Source organism: Streptomyces goshikiensis (genome assembly GCF_014650555.1).
In the GTDB taxonomy this organism is placed as follows: Bacteria; Actinomycetota; Actinomycetes; order Streptomycetales; family Streptomycetaceae; genus Streptomyces; species Streptomyces goshikiensis.
Genome location: NZ_BMVE01000002.1, coordinates 841,254 through 859,589, shown reverse-complemented (window position 1 = coordinate 859,589; position 18,336 = coordinate 841,254). Strand labels below are relative to the sequence as shown.

Below are 18,336 nucleotides of genomic sequence, written 5' to 3'. Positions count from 1 at the left end.
GAGCAGGCGAGCCGCCCCGGCAACGTACAGCGGTCAGTTCAGAACAGACATTCTACCGGCGGCAGCTCCGGCACGCGGCCCAGTGAGTACGTCCCATTCCTTCCTTGAGCAGATCGCTCAGCAGTGTGCGCTGCTCCACCACCGTGGCACCGTCACGGAAGGTAAATCCGGGCCCGAGAGGGGCCAGGGTGTAATTCGGAATCACAGCACCTTCATCGAAGACTTCGAGCGGTTGCCTAGCGGGCCCACCAGGACCTGAAACCAGCATGCCCATTTGCCGGGTGATGGTCTTGCCATGGGGACCGTAGAAGGCAATCGAGGTCCCCTTGGGGACGGTGACGGTGCCGTTCGCTTCGGTGTAGCTGCCATGCCCGTGGAACACCGTTTCGTTGTCCCCGCGATATGCCGCATTAGTACGCGTCGCACCGCCCGAGGTGGCAGAACCATCGTCGGCGAGAGTGCTCGCCCTCGCGGGCGTCCCCCCGGCCGCCTTGCCGGAAGCCGCGGATCCGGCGCCGCTCGCAGCCGGCTTGGTCGACAGCAGTTTGCTGGCGATCGCGCCGGCGCCCCGCTCCAGGACCTTGCCGACGCCTAGGCCCACCACGCCGCTTGCCGCGCCGGGGGCCAGGGCCTTGGCCTGGTCCTTGAGGATGCCGAGCGTGCTGTGGTCCGCCTCCGGTGTCAGCGCGTTGTTCACTGAGGCACCGGCCGCCGCGCCCAAGGCGCCGCAGCCCGCCGCGGCGACCAGGGTTGCACCCGCCGTCTCGACAGCACCGGCGATCGCCGCGCCGAAGCACGCACCGCTGACGGTGATTTCGACGACGAAGCTCACGACCTCCTTGTGCTCGCGGAGCCATCCCTTGGTCTTGCACCACCAGTTGCAGTCCTTGGGCGGCTTCCTCACCGTGACCGTCTTGGTCACCGTGACCGACACGGTCTGGGTGGTCGTGCTCGACGTGCTCGGCGGCGGGGTCGGCGCGGGTGTGGTGGTGGACGGCGGGTTGAAGCAGACCGGGCAGCCGCCCTTCGGGTTGGGCATCAGGCCCGAGGGGTCGCTGAGCGTCACCGGGTTGTTGGCGGAGTACGCGTACCCGTTCATCTGCAGCGGGTCGCCGAGATCGATGACCGGGTCGGCCGAGACGAAGCGGCCCGTGGTGGAGTCGTACAGGCGGGCGCCCAGGTGGGTGAGTCCCGTGCTGTTGTCGTCGCCGCCGCCCACGTACCCGCGGTGCGAGCGGAACGCGGCCGAGCTGCTTCGCTCGGTTCCGAACGGCTCCGTTCGCATCCGCTGCACGTTCTGGCCGGATCCCAGGTCCACGCCCGCCACGGGGGTGCCGTGCTGGTCGGAGATGATGGCCGTGAGGCTCGACGCTCCCCAGTTCAGCTCGGAGTTGCGCACCACGGTCGGAGCGCCCGCCTGGCTGTAGTACCGCTGGCAGTACACGAGCATGCCCGTGGTGCTGGTGCGGTACTCCGACTCGGGCAGGTACAGCGTGTTCGTACCGGCCGTGCTCGCGATCAGGCGGCTGCCGTCCGCGTCGTAGACGTACGAGGTGGTGTCCTCGAACTTCCAGGACTGGTTGGCTCCGCCGTTGCAGTTGTAGAGGATGACGTCGGTGCTGTTGGCCTCGTTGCCGCCGGGCACGTCCATGCACAGGCCGGAGGCGACGTGCTTGAGGCCGTCGTTCGCAGCGGTCGTCCACTTCTGGTTGGCCGCTCCGGTGCAGGGCGCGACGGTGATCGTCGTACCCGATCCGGTGCCGCCGCCCGTCGGCATCACACAGTTGTCACGGACCTTCAGCGCGCCGGTCTTGCCACCCGGGGCGGTGCCGTCACCGTCGAGCCTGAACTGCTGCGCCTTGGTGCCGTTGCACTGGAAGAGCTGGATGGGCGAGCCGGTGGTGGGATCGCCGTTGCTCAGGTCCAGGCACTTGCCCGCCAGGCCGTTGACCTGGGTGAAACCGTCCTTGCCGGTACCCGTGACCTTCTCGGGCTTGCCGTCCCAGGTCCAGGTGAGGGTCTGGGCGCCCTCTCCACCGTAGGTGCGGGTGGTCGTGTTGCCGGCGGAGTCATAGCCCATCGAGGCCGTCGTGTCGACGGTCGGGGTGTCCGTGGAGAGTCCGGTCAGCGTGTGCGGCTGCTTGGGGACTCCCGACCCGCTGGGGTCGATTCCGTACGAGTACGACTTCGTGGTGTCCCCGGCGGTGTCGACCTGTCCTGCTGTGACCGTCGGCGTGGCATCGTGCTCGACGAGCTTGGTGCGGTTGCCGATCACGTCGTACGAGTACGAGTGCCAGTAGCCCTCGTTCGCGTCGGTGACGTTGGTCGCCACCACCGCGCCGGTCGCGTCCTTGTACACCGGCTGCCGGGTCGTCTGGCCCGGGGCCTTGCACTCGGTGTGGGGCGAGGTCCAGGCCTCGGTCAGCTGGCCGAGGCCGTCGTAGATGAAGCACTGTCGGTCGGTCGTGACCGTGGCGTTGGCCGCGTCGGAGGACGGGTACTTGTCCGCCGTCAGCGTGATGTTGCCGGCGTTGTCGTAGCGGAAGGCCCGCTCGTTGACCCGGTGCGCATCAGCCGTCTCGCGGTCGGTGACCATCTGGGTGGCCCAGCCGCTGCCCTCGTCGAAGACGTTCGTCGTCCAGACGCGGTACGGCTGCTCACCGGTGACCGCGCGCAGCACCTCGCCGTACGGGCTGTAGGTGGTGTCGGCGGTGTACCAGTCGGTGCCGGACGTGGATACCGGCAAGCCCTCCTGGTTGTACCGGGTGACCACCTTCTCCTGCGGCAGGCTGCCCACCGCCGGGACGGTGGTCGTCTTGCGCAGACCGCTGCGGGTGTAGGTGTACCCGTAGTTGTACGTACCGGCGACGCCCTTGGTGGCGGCCGTGTCCGGGACGGTGATGGACTTGCCGGTCGGCCGGTACTCGGCGTCGTAGCCGGTGATCGTCGAGGTGTAGGCCGCTCCGCCCGTGTACCGGGTCGCGGAGGACGGCTGCCCGACGGCACCCACGACAGCGTCGTAGCCGAATGCCGTCAGCTGCTCGCCGTTCGCGTCGTTCAGACGCTGCCCGGTCACCCGGCCGAGGACGTCGTAGCCCGTCCAGACCTTGATGCCGCGGGAATTCGTGCTCAGGACGGGCTGGTCCAGATCGTCGTACGTCTGGGAGCGGGTCCCGGTGTCCGGGTCCGTCGCCTCGATCTGGCGTCCACGGGCGTCGAACTTCCACGACCACTCGTTGTTCTTGGCGTCCTTCGCCGACACGCGGTTGCCGCGCACGTCGAAGCCGTACCGGGTGGAGGTGAGCCCGCCCGGCGCCGTGGAGTTGTAGTGGTCGACCCGTACGGCGCGGCCGAGCGCGTCGGTCCAGGTACGGGTCTTGGCCGCACCCGTCGGCGGGGTCACCGTGGTGTAGTCCCAGCCGTAGGCGTACGTGGTCTTGCGCGCGGTCTGCGCGACGCCCGCGTACAGCGGGGTGACGGTGAGCGGCTGGCCCTGGCCGTCGTAGGTGGTGACCGTCGAGTTGGGGACCTGGAAGTCGCTCTTCTTCTCGAAGAGCTCGTCCGCCGGCACCTTCTCGGCGAGGTAACCGTTGTCGGTCCGGCGGATCTGGCCCGCTTCGTTGTAGTAGGTGTCGGAGACCATCCAGCCGCCGCCGACGGCGTTCTTACGGGACTGCCGCACGCGGCCGAGGCCGTCGTAGAACGTGGTGCTCTCGGCCCTGGTGTCGTCGTCCCGGAGTACCGAGGTGGTGACGGAGACCGGCTTGCCCACCTTGGTGTAGTAGGAGAAGGACTTCGCCGGCGGGTCGGTCGCCGGGTTCTGGCTGGGCGCCCACATGCCCGTGGCCCGGCCGAGGGCGTCGTAGGCGTAGGCGGTGACCTTGCCGTTGACGTCCTTGACGGTCAGGCCGGTGGAGCGGCCGGGGTCGACGGTGCCGGTCGAGGTCTTGCCCGCGGCGTTGGTGGACGTGGTCGCGTAGACCTGGCCGGTGGGCGGGTCGTAACTGCTGGTGGCGGTCCGTCCGGCCGCGTCCTCGACGGACCTGACCCGACCGTAGGAGTCGTGCGTGAGGACCGAGCTGCGGATCCAGCCGGTACCCGCTGCGTCGTTGGACCACTCGGTGGTGGCCAGGCCGCGCGTCGGCGCGGCGCCGTACGCCCCGCCGTCGTAGGCGGTGCGGCTCGCGGTGACCACGGAGGCCGTGGCCGCCTGCGCGCAGCTGCCGACGGTGGTGCGGACCTGCTTGACCAGGCCGATCAGGTGGGCGGCCGTGTTGTGCAGGTACTCGGAGACGGTGCAGGTCTCATCGCCGGTGACGCCGGTGTCGCCCTGCGACTCGACCTTCTCCGGAAGGCCGTAGACGCTGTCGTACTCGGTGGTGATGGTGGCTGTGCGCGAGGTGCGCTTGTCGTCGCCGGTTCCGCTCGACGGGGTGATCGTCGTGCTCTTGCCGTTCTCGACGCGGTAGGCCGTCAGCGCGTCGAGGCCGTCACCGCGCGCCCGGCTGGCGAGTGGGATCGCCTTCGGGTAGCTGATCGAGCGGGAGGAGACCTCACCTCCGACCGCCTGCGTATAGCTGATCGACTCGGCCGTCATGCCCTGGAAGGCGGGGTGGTCGGCTGCGATCGTGGCGCCCTTGGAGTCCAGGACGGTCTGCCCCGGCATACCGCGGAAGAAGCGGGACGAGGACTTGCTCTGCACCGATCCGTCGGTCGCGTCCGGCCGTCCCTTGAACACGTCGACCTGGGCGTAGCCGTGCCACTGGTCGTAGGTGCGGGTCTTGCGCTTGGAGAACTCGGTGTCGTTCTTCGCCCAAGCCGCGTCTCCGACGTACACGTAGTCGGTGACGAGGTCGGGCACCCCGTCGATGCGGGGGCGCTCCTCGACGGATTCGACGACGTACTTGTTGAACCAGTCGGTGGTCTCCTGGTCCGGGTCCGGACTCCAGAAGACGGGGTAGCACAGGGCCTTGTTGGCCTCGGGAGTCGGCTGTCCGGTGCCCGAGGCGCAGGAGCCGGCGGGTGTGGAGTACTGGACGTCGATCTCGCCGCCGTACTCCGTCATGACGCGGCGGATACGCAGGCGGTCGAAGGCCGGACGGTGGTCGTCCGGCCCCTTCACCACACGGTTGGGCATCGGGGCGTTGTTGTGCGAGAACTCGACCGGGTTGAGGGGCAGCGACTTGCCGTCGGTGCCGTATCCGGTCCGCTTGACGGATTCCAGCCACAGCGGAGGGGAGCCGTCGGTCAGCGTGCGCGGGAACGACTGCGTCAGGTTCCAGGTGTCGACGTTCTGGAGCGCCGTCGAGCCTTTGGTGCGCTGCGCCTGCGTGGTGACGGAGGACAGCTGCTTGCGCGACCAGAAGGTCGGCGAGGGGACCGGGCAGCGCTTGCCCACGGTACCGGAGCAGTACAGGTGCGCCGGGGTGTCGTACCAGATCCGGTACCGCTCGTAGTCGCGCGAGGCGAACGCCGCGTCGGTGCACTTGAGCGCACCTTCCTCGCGGCAGCGCTCGCCGACGCCGAAGCTGACCCGGTCCACGGGAGGCGCGCTGAAGAGGGTGTCGGAGCGCTGGCCGTAGTCGATGTTGAGCAGGTAGCCGCCACGGTCGTACTTGACCGGGGTGGTGTACTTCTCGTTCTTGGAGTAGAAGTTCGTTTCCTTCTTCCACCACAGCGACATGGCGTTGCCGTCGACGTCGACGACGTAGTCGAGGTTCCAGCGCCATGCCTGGTCGCAGAAGGACTTGGAGAAGTCGCTGTTGTAGCAGGGCTCGCCGGGCTGGTTACCGGAGACCGGGACGGTGAGGACGGAGTCGGTGGTGCTCTTGCCGTCGGCCCAGCCGGGCAGGCGGTTCAGGCCGAAGTGGTACTGGGTGCCGTCCCGCGTCGTGACGATCCAGCGCTCGTCGTCGTCGTCGCCGTTCGCCTTGGGCTTGGCACTGTCCTTGATCAGCTGGATCTTGGAGCCGTCACCGTTCTTCGTGACCCACTGGCCGGACGTGTCGTCGCGGACCAGCTCGGTGGTGCTGCCGCCGAGGCTGAGCACGGCGTTCCACGAGCCCCAGCAGAGGTCGCCTGTCTTGTGGGAGGCGTTGTTGGCGCCGCCGGCGGTGTCGTCGCTGCAGCCGCGGTAGGTGCGCTCGATCGAGCCGGGGTTGTACTCCCAGCCGTCGCCCAGCCAGGAGGCCTGGTTGTTGGTGGCCGAGGTACGACCGTCGACGACCTGCGAGTTGTACTGGAAGGCGATGGACGGGGCCGGTCCGGCGGGAGCCGGCGGTGCGGTCAGCTGGTACGTGTAGTTGAACGCACCTGAGTTGCTGCCGGCCGACCAGGTGCCGGCACTGACCAGCGGGGTCGCGGTGTAGTCGCCCTTGGCTCCGGAGCCGGAGTCCACGGTGGCGAACACGCCGCCAGTGGCACCGCCGTCGACGGCCGGCATCAGGGTGCGGAGCGCCTCGGCCTTGCGGGAGGTCCGGTACACGCCGTCCACGATCGAGCCGCCCGTCGTGAACGAGGCGGCGCTCTGCGGTGCCGTGGGCGGCGTGGTGAGGCTGGCGACGTCGACGGTCGTGCTGATCCGGTCGCTGTCGTCGTTGTTGTCCGAGTTCAGCCTGACGGCCTCGTTGCAGGCCTCGTTGTCCGGGCTCTGCAGGAAGCAGCGCGGGTACTGGACGAACTGCAGGCGGTTCGCCCAGTCGGCGCTGTACAGCTCCTTGAACTCGCTGTAGTCCAGGCTGACTTCCACCTCACCACTGGCGCCCGCGGGCGGGGTGACGGTGAGCAGCATGCCGTCCACCTCGGCAGCCGCGGTCTGCTCGGGCTGGGCGAGTGCGACCTGCCAGTTACCTGCGAGCGCGGCGGCCTCGGCCGCGGTGGCGTCCTTGGGCGGGCCGATGAGCACCGGTAGCTGGTCGGCCTTCACGAGCTGACCGGCGGCCGGTGTGGTGAGCGGCGCCGTGCCCTGGCCGCCCGCCGGCGCGTCGATCTTCTCCGGAACGTAGGCGTCGACCGGCTGGGTCGCCTCGCCGGTGAGCTCGTCCAGGGCGCCGGTTCCGGCGTCCCGCGCGACGGGCTCCTTTTGGAGGTCGATCAGGTCGACACCGGCCCGGGAGCCGGACGGCGGTGCGGCGAAAGCCTGACTGGGCACCAGGGTGACCAGTAGTGCGGCGGCCGTGGCCGTACCGACGGCCAGCCGGTTCCGGCGTGCACGACGCCGGCCACTCGTGGTCCGGGGCAAGGAGCCCCTCCCGGACCACGACAACGATGAGAACACGCAGAGCCCCCCAGGCCCGAAAGATCAATTGTCCGCGCATCATTGAGGCGGGGGAATGCGGCCGTCAAATCAATGCATTTCACTGAGATCTCGATCACGAGATATAACGCCCACGGGTATCGGACCTACCGATTCATCGCGAGTGCGCAGCTTCGGGCATTCATCCGGCGAATGCGATAGGTCATATCGCAAGGGATCAAATCCAGCCAGAACAGCATGCCGTTTGTCCGGACTCACCGATTTGATGCGGTTCACCCAACTCATCTCAGCCATCGGTACAGCTCACCAGGAGAGACGCAGGAGGCCCGCCCGGAGTTCCGCGCGCCTCAAATTTCCCACCTACGTCACGTTCCGATCACACTTCGAATTGGAGCGTGCGCGCCCATGCGTCATGATCTGCCCGCGCGGACCGCATGATCCATTACGTGAACAGACCGAATGGACCTGCGGAAGTCCGCCTGGGAGGGAAAGACAGACCGTGAAAAGGCTCCGGCCCGGCCGCAGGCCGAATCGCAAAACGGCGGGACTCGCCGCCCTGGGCATCACCGCCGCGCTGGCGGCCGGGCTGCTGGCGCTGCCCGCTGACGGCCCGTCCCACGATGCCCCGAACCGGGCCCCGCGGGCGAACGGCCTGCTGGACCACGACGAGGCGCAGGACAAGGCCCGGTCTACCGGCAAGCCCGTGGAGGTCACGGAGCTGCGCACCGCGACCAACAGCACCATGGCCATGCCGGACGGCAGCTTCGAGCTGACCGCGCACACCCGCCCGGTACGGGCCAAGGTCGGCGGTGAGTGGAAGGAGATCGACACCACGCTGACCCGCACCGATGACGGCTGGGCGCCGAAGGCCGTCAACAACCCCGCGGTCTTCTCGGCCGGCACGGCCGGGCGCTCTTCCCGGTCCGTCCAGCGGGCCCCTCTCGACGCGGCCGGGGCGGGCACGACCCCGCTCGCCACCCTCGAAACCGGCGGTCACCGGCTGACCCTGTCCTGGCCCGGACCGGTTCCGCTGCCCATCATCGAGGGCCCTCGCGCCCTGTACCCGGAAGTGCTGCCCGGAGTCGACCTGTTGCTGACCGCGCGCGATGCCGGCTTCTCCCACGTCTTGGTGGTCAAGAACGCCGAAGCCGCCGCGAGCCCCGCCCTGGCGAGCCTCTCGTACGGATTGAGCTCGCCCGACCTCGTCTTCAGCCTCGACCCGGTCACCAAGAGCCTGAGCGCCGCGGACCGTCAGGGCAAGGAGGTCGCCTCCTCGCCCACCCCGTTCATGTGGGACTCCGCGGGCAAGGCCGACCCGGCCACGGTCGGCGACGCCGCGACACCCGCCGGCTCCGGCGCCCCCCGGACCCCCGCCGACGTCCTCGCCCTGCCCGGCCTCGGCGGACCGCAGCCGGGTACCCACGACGCACTGGTGCAGCCGGCGTTGAAGGACGGCACGCTCGCGCTGGTTCCGGACGCGAAGCTGCTGAAGGACGCGTCAACGGTCTACCCGGTCTTCATCGATCCTTCGTTCGACGGCGGCACCAACAACTGGACCACCGCGTACCGCACCTACCCGTCGTCCAGCTTCTGGAACGGCACCAACTTCAACGACGGCACCGACACGGCCCGCGTGGGCTACGAGTCGACCACCGGCGGGCTGTCCCGCTCCTTCTACACGATCGCGTGGAACCCCGCCATGCAGGGCGCGAGGGTCTCCGAGGCGTACTTCTACGCCCTGGAGACGTACTCCTGGTCCTGCACGGCCAAGCCCGTCGAGCTCTGGAACACCGGCACCATCAGCAACAAGACCACCTGGAACAACCAGCCCTCCTGGGACACCAAGATCCAGGCGGTGGACGCGGCACACGGGTACAACAGCAGCTGCCCCGATGACTACGTCCGTTTCACCACGACCGCCACGGCTCAGAGGGCCATGGACCACGGCTGGCCCACGATCACGCTGGGCATGCGCGCCACGGACGAGAAGTCGGCCTATTCCTGGAAGAAGTTCAAGGCCGACGGATCCAACTCGCCCTGGATGAAGGTCACGTACAACCGTCCTCCGCGGGTGCCCGAGGCCCTGACCATGTCCCCGGGACCGGACTGCGACACGGACGCTCCGTTCTCCGCGGTCGGCGCCTCCGACCTGGTCTTCGCCGCCACCGGCAAGGACGACGACGGAGACCTGAGCTCCCTGCACTTCGTGGTGTGGGAGTCGGGCAGCAGCAGCAAGCTCTACGACCAGCAGCTGGGCGTCGACGGCTCCGGCCACCAGAGCGTCACGCTCGCCCGGTCCAAGTTCACCGACGGCAAGACGTACCACTGGGCCGTACGCTCCATCGACTCCACCGGAGCGGCTTCCGAGTTCGCCCCGGCCGGCAACGCCGACTGCACCTTCGTGTACGACGCCACGAAGCCGAACTCGCCGGCCATCTCCTCCAGCAACTTCCCTGAGGACGACGGCACGGGCCGCAACTGGAGCACGGTCAAGTTCGGCACGGCCGGACAGTTCACCTTCGGCGCCTCCGACGACTCGTCCACCGTCAAGTACCAGTACGCCTTCAACGGTCCGGGCTTCGACGACGCGCACAGCGTCGCGGTGGCAGCCGGCGCCAACGCCACGGTTGCCCTCAAACCGCCCGTGGCCGGACCCAACATGCTCTACGTGCGGGCCATGGACGGGGCCGGCAACCCCTCGGACTCCACTGGTTACCGCTTCAACGTGTCACCCCGCGACAGCGCGGACGCCCCCGGCGACACCAACGGCGACGCCCAGCCGGACCTGTGGGTCATCACGCCCGAGGGCAACCTCGACATGTACTCCGGTGCCGCGGGAGACCTGCACATGAACATCCCCGGCGCTCACCGCGCCGGTGTCAACCTCACCGCCGACACCGACAAGGACGGCAAGGCCGACCACCCCGGCTACTGGATGGGCTCCGACGGCAAGCCGGCGCTGATCACGCACCACGGCGACTTCGCTCCCGGTGACGGCATCCAGGATCTGATCGCCCGGATGCCCGACGGCAAGCTCTACGTGTACCGCGGCGACGGCTACGGCAGTGTGGACATCGAGCAGCGCACCGAGCTGTGGCTGCCGTCCAACGCGCCCGCCCCGTCCTCGTTCACGCAGATCTTCGCGGCGGGCGACCTCGACAACGACCGCCGCTCCGACCTCCTGGCCACCTCCGGTTCCGACCTGTGGGCGTTCACCGGGTACACCGGAGCGAGCTTCAGCGGAGCGACCAAGCTCGCCTCGGGCTGGGACCCGCTGGACGTGGTCAACGTCGGCGACATCAACAAGGACGGCGCGAAGGACCTGCTCTACCGCAACCCCGGCGACGGCAAGATGTGGCTGCGCAAGGGCAAGAGCGACGGCAAGGGCGGCACGGCGATCGCCTCGCTCGCCTCGGGCGCGGCCTCCCTGGGCGGTGCCGACGTCTCCTACGGCGCGAACTGGACGGCGGCCAACATCCCGATGGTCATGGGCACCCCCGACACCAGCGGTGACGGGATCCCCGACCTCTGGGCACTGACCGGCTCAGGCACCGTGAAGCTCTACCGTTGCACCGAGACGGACACCACCGGGGGCGTGCTCGTCGTGGTCGGCGGCTGGGGCGCCATGAAGGCCTTCGGCTGAGCCCCCACAGGTAGCGGAAGGCCCGGCGGAGGGAAGTGGCGAGCCACTTCCCTCCGCCGGGCCTCGCCGTTCCCCCGGATACCGTTTCCCGTGGGGGTCAGGACGGGAGCCAGGTGCGCCAGGTGGCCTCGTTCTGCTTGACCCAGCGGGCCGCCGCTTCCTGGGGCGACAGCTTCTGGTCCGCGATCATCAGGGAGACGTCGTTCTGCATGTCGGTCGTCCACCGGAACTTCTTCAGGAAGGCGGCGGCGTCGCCCCCGTCGGCCTCGAAGCGGGAGTTGAGGAACTTCTGCAGCGGCGTGTGCGGGTACGCGCAGGCGACCTTCTCGGCGTCGGCGTCACAGCCCTCCTTGTAGTCGGGGAGCTTCACCTCCGTCATCGGGACCTTCTCGAACAGCCACTGGGGCTTGTACCAGTAGGTCAGGAACGGCTTCTTCTCCTTGGCGAACTGTCTGATCTGCGTGATCTGCGCCGCCTCGGATCCCGCGAAGACGACCTGGTAGTCGAGGTCGAGGTTGTTCACGAGCGCCTTGTCGTTCGTCACGTAGGACGGGGAGCCGTCCAGCAACTGGCCCTTGCCGCCGCTCTCCGCGGTGCGGAGCTGGTCGGCGTACTTGTTCAGGTTCTTCCAGTCGGTGACGTCCGGGTGTTCCTCGGCGAAGTACGTCGGCACGAACCAGCCGATGTGGCCGGTCACCCCGAGTTCGCCGCCCCGGGCGATGGTGCCCTTGTCGTCGATGTACCGCTTCTCCTGCTCCGGGTGGCCCCAGTCCTCCAGGATGGCGTCCACCCGGCCCTGGCTGAGGGCGTCCCAGGCGGGCACCTCGTCGATCTGGACGGTGTCCACCCGGTAGCCGAGCTCGTGCTCCAGCAGGTACTGGGCGACGGCCACGTTGGCCTGGGCGCCCACCCACGACTGCACGGACAGCGTCACCGTGCGGGAGCCCTTGGCGTCGGCGTACGGGGAGGACTGGCGGGTCATGTCGGCGGCGCCGCAGCCGGTGAGGGCCGTCACGGTGATGGCGGCCGCGGCCGCGAGGGCGGCGATGCGTGTGCGAGCCATGTCAGGCCCCCTTTCCGGCGAGGTCGCGGCGCTGTGTCGGCTGGGTGACGCGGTCGAGCATCAGGCCGAGGCAGACGATCGCCGCGCCGGCGACCAGACCGGTCGCCAGGTCGCCCTGGGCGAGACCGAAGACCGCGTCGTAGCCGAGCGCTCCGCCGCCCACCAGGCCGCCGATGACGACCACGGCGAGGACCAGGACGACGCCCTGGTTGACGGCCAGCAGCAGCGCGGGCCGGGCCAGCGGCAGCTGCACCTGGAGCAGCTGCTGGCGCCCGGTCGCGCCCAGCGAGCGCGAGGACTCCATGGCGGCGGGGTTCACCGCGCGGACGCCCTGGGCCGTGATCCGCACCACCGCGGGCAGCGCGTAGACCACGGCGGCCGCGACCGCCGGGGCGCGGCCGACGCCGAACAGGGCGACGACGGGGATCAGGTACACGAACTGCGGCATGGTCTGGAAGACGTCGAGGACCGGGCGCAGCGCGCGTCCCAGGCGGTTGCTGCGTGCCGAGGCGACGCCGAGGGCGACGCCGACCAGCAGCGTCACGGCGACGGCGGCCAGCACCTGGGACAGCGTGTCGAGCGCCGGGTCCCAGACTCCGAGGACGCCGATCGCGGCCATCGCCAGGACGGCGGTGACGGCGGTGCGCCAGGTGCCGATGAGCAGGGCGAGTACGCCGATGGTCAGCAGGACCGCCCACCAGGGCAGCCACTGCAGGCCGGAGCGCAGGGGGTTGAGGACCCACGTGGTGAAGTGCCCCGCCCAGTCGGCGGTGCCTCCGACGACGGGCACACCGGAGTAGAGGTGGGCGGTCATCCAGTCGACCGCCCGGTTGACGGGCTCGGCGATGTCCAGCGTCCAGCCGTCGGGCCAGGTGAGGGCGTCGGCCAGCCGGGTCCCGAGGGCGACGGCGGCGGTGGCCGCGGCGGCGATGGCCCAGCCGAGCCGGGACCGGTGGGCCGGGGCCGCGCCGATCCGCTCTCCGGCCGCGGCGGTGACCCGGTCCAGGACGATGGCGAGCAGCACGATCGGCACGCCGGCGGCGAGGGCCGCTCCGACGTCGACGGAGGCCAGCGCCTGGTAGACGCGGTCGCCGAGGCCGCCCGCGCCGATGACGGACGCGATCACGGCCATGCCCAGCGCCATCATGATCGACTGGTTGACGCCGAGCAGCAGTTCCTTGCGGGCGAGCGGCAGCCTGGCCGTCAGCAGTCGCTGCCTGCCGGTGGCGCCGAGGGAGGTGGCGGCCTCCATGACGCCGGCGTCGGCGTCGCGCAGCCCGAGCGCGGTGAGCCGGGCCATGGGCGGGGCGGCGTAGATGACGGTGGCCAGGACGGCCGCGGGCACGCCGATGCCGAAGACGAGGACGACGGGCAGCAGGTACGCGAAGGCCGGCAGCACCTGCATGGTGTCCAGTACGGGCCGCAGGACGCGGTGCATGCGGTCCGAGAGGCCGGCGGCCAGCCCGAGGAGGCCGCCGAGCAGCACGGAGGCGGCGACGGCGACGACCATCAGGGCGAGCGTCTGCATGGTGGGGACCCACATCCCGAGCACTCCGCAGACGGCGAAGGCGGCGAGGGAGGTCAGCGCGAGCCGGACTCCGGCGACGCGCCAGGCCACCAGCGTGGCGGCGGCGGTGACGCCGGCCCAGCCGAGGGCGAGCAGCACCAGGTACACGGCGCGGACGGAGACGACCACGGCGTTGCTGACGTGTCCGAGGAAGTAGAGGAACAGCGGGTGGCCGTCGCGGTTGTCGATGATCCAGTCGCTGGTGCTCTTCAGCGGTCCGGACAGGTCGACGGAGAGCGAGGCCGGCCAGTTCCCGGCGCCCAGGAACACGGCGCCGAGGACGAGGGCCACGGCCGCGCAGGCGACGATGAGCCGGCCGCGGTGGCGCGTGAGCGCGCGCAGCACGCCGGACCCGGTGTCCGTGGCGGCCGCGGAGCCCGTGGTGGCGGGGGTGACGGTGGCGGTCATCGGCCCCACCGCCCGGTGGCGCCCGTCAGCGCGTCGGCGCCGGTCGTGCCGCACGGCGGCGGCCAGGTCGTATGGGAGTACATCAGGCCACCGCCTTGTCCGCCGCTGCCGGTACCCCGGCGACGACACCGAGGAGTCCCGCGTGGTCGACCACGCCGAGGCACCTGCCGCCTTCGACGACGCGGGCGTTCTCGCCGGTACGGGCGACGGCCTCGATGGCCTCGTGGACGGTGGCGCTGGGGGCGAGCGCGGGGCCGGCCTCGCGCTCGTCGCCGAGGGCGGGGCGCATCGCCGAGCGGACGGTCAGGACCTGCTCGCGCGGTACGTCCCGGACGAAGTCCCTGACGTAGTCGTCGGCGGGGGCGCCCACGATCTCCTCCGGGGTGCCGAGCTGGACGATCCGGCCGTCGCGCATCAGCGCGATGCGGTCGCCGAGCTTCAGCGCCTCGCTCAGGTCGTGCGTGATGAAGACCATCGTGCGCCCCTCGTCCTGGTGAAGGCGTACGACCTCCTCCTGCATGTCCCGGCGGATCAGCGGGTCCAGCGCGCTGAACGGCTCGTCGAACAGCAGGACTTCGGGGTCCACGGCGAGCGCGCGGGCCAGGCCGACGCGCTGCTGCTGGCCGCCGGACAGCTGGCTCGGCCGACGGTCTTCCATGCCGTCGAGGCCGACCTGGGTGACGAACTCCGCCGCACGCTCGCGCCGTTCGCCGCGTCCCACGCCCTGGATCTCCAGGCCGTAGGCGACGTTGTCGAGCACCGTCCGGTGCGGCAGCAGACCGAAGTGCTGGAAGACCATGGCGGCCCGGTGCCGGCGCAGCTCGCGGAGCCGGCCGGTGTCCATGGACAGCACGTCCTCGCCGTCGATGGAGACGGTGCCCGAGGTCGGCTCGATGAGCCGGGTCAGGCAGCGTACGAGCGTCGACTTGCCCGAGCCCGAGAGGCCCATGACGACGAAGACCTCGCCCTTGCGGACGTCGAAGGAGACGTCGCGGACGGCGGCGGTGCAGCCGGTGCGCTCGCGCAGTTCGGCGGGGTCGAGCCCCCGGAGCTCCTGGTCGGCGGGCACCCGTTCGGCCTTCGGACCGAAGACCTTCCACAGGTCGCGGACGGAGAAGACGGATTCCGCGGTGGCGGTGGTCTGCGGCGCGGTCGCGGTGTGCGGCGGAGTGTTCATCGAGTGGTTCCTCCCAGCAGGTCGGCACATTTCTCGCCGACCATGAGGACGCCGATCATCGGATTGACGGCGGTCATGGTGGGAAAAACGGACGCGTCGGCGATCCGGATGCCGTCGAGGCCCCGGATCTTCAAATCTGGTGCGACGACGGCGAGTTCGTCGTCGGCGGCCCCCATCCGGCAGGTGCCGGCGGGGTGGTAGACGGTGTGGGCGACCTGGCGCGCGTACGCGCTGAGCTCCTCGTCGGAGGTCACCTCGGGCCCCGGGCACACCTCGCGCTTGAGCCAGCCGGCCAGCGGTTCGCTCGCCGCGATCTGCCGGGCGATGCGGATCCCGTCGACGAGGGTCCGGCCGTCGTAGTCGTCCTCGTCGGTGAAGTACCGGAAGTCGAGGGCGGGCTTGACCTCGGGGTCGGCGCTCGTCAGGTAGAGCCGGCCGCGGCTGCGCGGCTTGGGGATGTTCGGGGTCAGCGACACGCCGTGCGCGGGCCGTTCGTAGCCCAGGCGCTCCGGGTTGTCGGTGAAGGGGATCTGGTAGAAGTGGAACATCAGGTCCGGGCCCTTGGCGTCGGGGTCCCGGCGGACGAACAGTCCGGCGTCGGAGTCCATCGCGGAGTTCTCCGGGATCGGGCCGTGCGTCTCCCACACGATGACCGACTCGGGGTGGTCGAGCAGGTTCTCCCCGACGCCCGGCAGGTCGAGCGCGACGGGGATGCCGAGCTTCTCCAGGTCGGCGCGCGGCCCGATCCCGGAGTGCAGTAGCAGGCGCGGGGTGTCCACGGCCCCGGCGCACACCAGGACCTCGCGCCGGGCGCGTACGACGTGCTCCGCGCCCTCCTTGGTACGGATGTGCACGCCGGTGGCGCGGGTGCCTTCCAGCTCCAGCCGGTACGCCCAGGTCTCCAGGGCGATGTGCAGGTTCGGCCGGTCCAGGAACGGGTGCAGGTACGCGACGGAGGCGGACGACCGCTTGTTGTTCTCGGGGTGGTAGGCGAGGTCGAAGAAGCCGACGCCCTCGTCGAAGGGGCCCCGGTTGAAGCCCTCGACGCGCGGCACGCCGAGCGCGCTCTGCGCGGCGTCGACGAAGTCCCGGGCGATCGCGTTCCGGTCGGCCTCGTCGACGGGGACGATGTTGTTGCGCAGCCGGGCGAAGTAGGGGTCCATGGCCGCCGCGTCCCACCCGTCGGCGCCCGCCTCGGCCCACTCGTCCCAGTCGGAGGGGAGCGGCTTGAACGAGATGAGGGTGTTGTGCGAGGAACAGCCGCCCAGCACCCGCGCACGGCTGTGGCGGATGTGGGAGTTGCCGCGGGGCTGCGCGGTGGTGGGGTAGTCGTAGTCCAGCTCCCCGCCGAGCAGGCCCATCCAGCGGCGCAGGGTCAGGACTTCGTCACGGCCGACGTCGCTGGGGCCGCCCTCGATGACGGCGACGCTGACGTCGGGGTCCTCGGTCAGCCGGGAGGCGATCACGGAACCCGCGGTGCCGCCGCCGACGACGACGTAGTCGTACAGGTGCTGGTCGTTCATGCCCGGTCCTTCGCCGTCGTGCCCGCGAACCAGCGCACGGGGCGCGGAGCGAGGTTCTGGTAGATGTGCTTGGCCTCGCGGTATTCGCCGAGGCCACCAGGGCCCAGTTCGCGGCCGATGCCGGACTTCCCGAAGCCACCCCACTCCGCCTGCGGCAGGTAGGGGTGGAAGTCGTTGATCCAGACGGTGCCGTGGCGCAGCAGGCCGGCGACGCGCCGGGCGCGGTCCGCGTTGGAGGTCCAGACCGCTCCGGCGAGGCCGTACTCGGTGTCGTTGGCGAGGGCGACGGCCTCTTCCTCGGTGCGGAAGGTCTCCACGGTGAGGACGGGGCCGAAGACCTCTTCGCGGATGACGCGCATGCCGCGGTGGCACCGGTCGAGGACCGTGGGCCGGAAGAAGTAGCCGGGGCCGGCCGGCTTCTCGCCGCCCGCGCGCAGGACCGCGCCCTCGGCGAGGGCGGAGGCCACGTACGACTCGGTCCTCGCCAGCTGGGCCGCGGAGACCAGCGGACCGCACTCGACGCCCTCGTCGGTGCCGCGTCCGAGCCGGATCAGTTCGGCCCGGCGGGCGAGTTCGGCGACGAAGCGGTCGCGCAGCGACTCCTCGATGATGAGGCGGGAGCCGGCGGAGCAGACCTGGCCGCTGTGGATGAAGGCGGCGTTGAGCGCCTGGTCGACGGCGGTGTCGAATCCCTCGGCCGTCGAGCAGGAGTCGGCGAAGACCACGTTGGGGTTCTTGCCGCCGAGTTCGAGGGCGACCTTCTTCACGCTGTCGACGGCCGCCCGGGCGACCTTCGTGCCGCTGACGAGACCGCCCGTGAAGGAGACGAGGTCGACGTCGGGGTGCTCGGCGAGCCGGGCGCCGACCGTGTCACCGGGGCCGGTGACGATATTGGCGGCGCCGAGCGGGAGTCCGGCCTCCAGGAGCAGTTCGATCAGCACGACGGTGGTCAGCGGGGTGATCTCGCTGGGCTTGATCACGAACGTGTTGCCGGCGGCGAGCGCGGGGGCGATCTTCCAGCTGGCCTGGAGCAGCGGGTAGTTCCACGGGGTGATCAGGGCGCAGACGCCGACCGGCTCGTGCACGACGACACTGCGGATCTCGTCGGAACCGGCGTCGACGACGCGGCCGCCGTCCTCGTTCGCGACGAGGTCGGCGAAGTAGAGGAAGGCGTCGCGGACGCAGTCGACGTCGACACGGCCCTCTTCCAGCGTCTTGCCCGCGTCCTGGCTCTCCAGGGCGCCGATCCGCTCGCGGTCGCGCTCCAGGAGGGCGGCGACCCGCCGCAGCAGGGCAGCCCGCTCGGCGACCGGTGTGCGCGGCCAGGCACCGTCGTCGAACGCGGCACGTGCCACGGCCACGGCGTCGTCGGTGTCCTGGACGCCGCCTTCGGCCACGACCGCGAAGGCGGTCGCGTCGACGGGGTCGATGATCTCGCGCGTGGCTCCGGACAGGGCTGCGCGCCACTCTCCGCCCACATGGATGCTCTGTTGTGCTGCCGTCACGTTGCGTATGGCCTTTCGTTCCGTGCGTCCCCCTGTCGGTTTGCACCGACACGGTCCGGCCATGTGCCCCGACTCCCGAGATCCATGCGCAATGGTTCGCGGAGAGTGTTCTGCTTCACGTACGAAGAGGGCCGAAACACGGACATACCGCCCGGCTGGGGGCGCTGCGGAAACACAGGGAACATACGGCTGTCA

The 18,336-nt window shown here is 70.1% G+C and carries 7 protein-coding genes; 1 reads left to right on the top strand and 6 read right to left on the bottom strand.

All coding sequences use genetic code 11. The features are described from left to right. Window positions 1-52: 52 nt before the first annotated feature. The gene (locus IE248_RS09035; RefSeq protein ID WP_190030353.1) at window positions 53-7,150 is read right to left on the bottom strand and encodes a ricin-type beta-trefoil lectin domain protein; all 7,098 of its coding nucleotides are present in this window, start codon (window positions 7,148-7,150) and stop codon (window positions 53-55) included. A 604-nt stretch (window positions 7,151-7,754) separates the two neighbouring features. Here IE248_RS09035 and IE248_RS09030 point away from each other — a divergent pair. Then, window positions 7,755-10,898 (top strand): FG-GAP-like repeat-containing protein, encoded by a 3,144-nt coding sequence (locus IE248_RS09030; protein ID WP_190030352.1) that lies wholly within the window; start codon window positions 7,755-7,757, stop codon window positions 10,896-10,898. A 97-nt stretch (window positions 10,899-10,995) separates the two neighbouring features. Here the strand turns inward: IE248_RS09030 and IE248_RS09025 are convergent, their stop codons facing one another. From IE248_RS09025 to IE248_RS09005, 5 genes are all read right to left on the bottom strand, one after another. After that, window positions 10,996-11,961: an ABC transporter substrate-binding protein gene (locus IE248_RS09025; protein ID WP_073796741.1), complete on the bottom strand. Its 966-nt coding sequence runs from the start codon at window positions 11,959-11,961 to the stop codon at window positions 10,996-10,998. Window position 11,962: 1 nt separating this feature from the next. Beyond that, complete coding sequence (locus IE248_RS09020) at window positions 11,963-13,936, bottom strand: ABC transporter permease subunit (RefSeq protein ID WP_100580240.1); 1,974 nt, start codon at window positions 13,934-13,936, stop codon at window positions 11,963-11,965. Between the two features lie 82 nt (window positions 13,937-14,018). Then, on the bottom strand, window positions 14,019-15,113 hold the full coding sequence (locus tag IE248_RS09015; protein ID WP_190030351.1) for a quaternary amine ABC transporter ATP-binding protein: 1,095 nt from the start codon (window positions 15,111-15,113) through the stop codon (window positions 14,019-14,021). Continuing rightward, window positions 15,110-16,636, bottom strand: coding sequence for a GMC family oxidoreductase (locus IE248_RS09010; RefSeq protein WP_190030350.1), 1,527 nt, complete (start codon window positions 16,634-16,636; stop codon window positions 15,110-15,112). The genes IE248_RS09015 and IE248_RS09010 overlap by 4 nt, the downstream gene beginning before the upstream one ends. Beyond that, window positions 16,633-18,141 (bottom strand): aldehyde dehydrogenase family protein, encoded by a 1,509-nt coding sequence (locus tag IE248_RS09005; protein WP_190030349.1) that lies wholly within the window; start codon window positions 18,139-18,141, stop codon window positions 16,633-16,635. Before IE248_RS09005 ends, IE248_RS09010 begins: the two co-directional genes overlap by 4 nt. Between the last annotated feature and the right edge of the window lie 195 nt (window positions 18,142-18,336).

What these genes read in the sequence shown, in the direction of transcription:
- IE248_RS09010 (WP_190030350.1), bottom strand. Translation starts at nt 16,636, where the DNA reads ATGAACGACCAGCACCTGTACGACTACGTCGTCGTCGGCGGCGGCACC.
- IE248_RS09020 (WP_100580240.1), bottom strand. Translation starts at nt 13,936, where the DNA reads ATGACCGCCACCGTCACCCCCGCCACCACGGGCTCCGCGGCCGCCACG.
- IE248_RS09025 (WP_073796741.1), bottom strand. Translation starts at nt 11,961, where the DNA reads ATGGCTCGCACACGCATCGCCGCCCTCGCGGCCGCGGCCGCCATCACC.
- IE248_RS09015 (WP_190030351.1), bottom strand. Translation starts at nt 15,113, where the DNA reads ATGAACACTCCGCCGCACACCGCGACCGCGCCGCAGACCACCGCCACC.